This window comes from Rhizobium sp. BR 317 (genome assembly GCF_047445835.1).
Taxonomy (GTDB): domain Bacteria; phylum Pseudomonadota; class Alphaproteobacteria; order Rhizobiales; family Rhizobiaceae; genus Rhizobium; species Rhizobium paranaense.
Window position 1 is genome coordinate 1 of the sequence record NZ_JARWLB010000096.1, and the last position, 1,901, is coordinate 1,901.

At 57.5% G+C, this 1,901-nt stretch carries 1 protein-coding gene; it reads right to left on the minus strand.

Translation table 11 applies throughout. The annotated features are described in order from the left end of the window. Positions 1-1,540, minus strand: a 1,540-nt coding sequence (locus tag QD357_RS31960; RefSeq protein ID WP_414126025.1) for a sucrose-6-phosphate hydrolase, incomplete at its 3' end; no start/stop codon positions are given. Between the last annotated feature and the right edge of the window lie 361 nt (positions 1,541-1,901).

Sequence of the window (1,901 nt, forward strand, 5' to 3'; positions counted from 1 at the left end):
GAAACTGCCGGTGAAACTGCCGGTCGGTMTGTTCGGCGAATTTGGCRAGCTCTGGATGGCGCTGTAGCGCAATCGCCAGAGACGCGAGTTCGAGGCAGCACGCCGCCATTCCATCAGGGACGGCCGCGTCGCTCAATGGCGCAATTTCTGCTCCATTGTAATAACCGACGAGGATGTCGTCCCAGTATCGTTCCGGCAACACCTTTTGCAGATCTTTCCTAACGGACGAACCGCGCCCGGTGGCAATCGCGACGCGACCACMGGCTCTCAGGATCCGGATCAGCTCAGCGACGATGTCMTGACGTGGCAGCTGAAAACGATGCCGCGTATCAACAAGCGTGCCATCATAGTCGAATACGACGGCGGAAAATCGCTTGTTCACAAGCTGCTTACGATAAGCCGTCAGAGCGCCCTTCCAGCCTGCAAGTTCTTCTCCGTCCATACTGGCGGCAGTCTTGCCTGCCTTTCGGGATATCGCGGCCTCGTCGCGAGAGCCAATCGAAAKGGCAAGCTTGGTCTTMCCGGACCGCGGCAGGGGCAGATTGTAGAGCTTGCGCCCGAAATCCGGCACGCCTGGCCGTCCTGGATCGATTCCCACCGCCAGGCCTGCCCACTCGGTGATCCTCAGGGCTGCGATGAGTGAAGAGATCATGGTAGCGACAGGCGTACCGGGAAGGTCGACAACGGCTTTCGGTATGTCCCCAGGGATCAGGTCCAGCGTTTTTTCCGCCAGTGCACGGTCATGATCTGAAACCAGGGCCAGCACTCCGCTGATGTCTCCTCGCTTGGCGAGCCAATGATGGAGGCCATGCGCGAAGTTTCGATAATCTGCGAGTTGAAGATTCCCAAGAGCCGCTTCGGTGAATTTCGATTCTAGGTCGATCGCGCCAACCTTCGTCATCGGGCCATGAACTACCAGCGTCGTGCCGCGCGACCAAAGGCTGCCGGTTTTTGCTCGCCAGGACGCGACCGCATCACTTTGCGCAGAAAGCAGCTGATCGACGATCGCGACCGCTGCATGCCACTCTCGATCGCCATCGTGCTCGAAGGCGTAGGCCCGAGCGAGAAGCGAKATGAAGCCTAGCAACGAATTGGTCGCCAAAAATCCGTCTTTGCCGGCCGGCGGCGGTGCGATCAAAAGGTCCACATAGGGATGGCGGCGGCACAGATCGGCAAGCGGACTGTCTTCTCTMCCGCACATTATCGMGAGCTGGCGCGGCTCGCGTGTCACGAGTGTTTTTGCGGCTGCGATGATGTCCACGTTTCCGCCACCCGCACTCAATAGCCAATGGGACACGCCGACGAGTGGGTCTGCGGAAACTTCAAGCGGTGTMGACACCGAGGCAAGACGACCGGTAAATGTCTGATGGACGGTAACAAGCGCATGCGCGGCGGTGAGTGAACCACCGGAACCGATCGCCTGGAGGGGGAAAAGGCCTGCAGTGCGGATCGCCGCCCGCAGATCGTCAATATCCTTGCTTTTCGCCCAAGCAAATGTTGCTTCTAGGCTGTCGATTTCCTTCGCGTACGGTTTTGCCATCATCTCCTCGTACAGGCTKATCGCCTCGCTCCTGTCGATTCGACCGCTCTTGGCTCCGACAGCAGATTGTGATGTCGAGTCTTTCCCTGTGGCTTGAATCTCTTCGAAAACAGCGGGAGATTCAACGGGCCCAAGTCGTTACCGCGACGTCATCAACAACTATAAGAAGCGCCCTCACTAAGAGGTCCCGATTTTTGTTCGCTCGCTTATGTGTATGTATTTTCGTATGGTTTTGTGATCTCCTGTAAAGCATGAGTTGTATTGACGTTTGATGCGACTTGATTGTGATGATCTCCGATCCGCGGCTGCGGCGCACAAAGAAAAGACCCTTACATTATCCCCCACGCCCGAAACCTCCCCC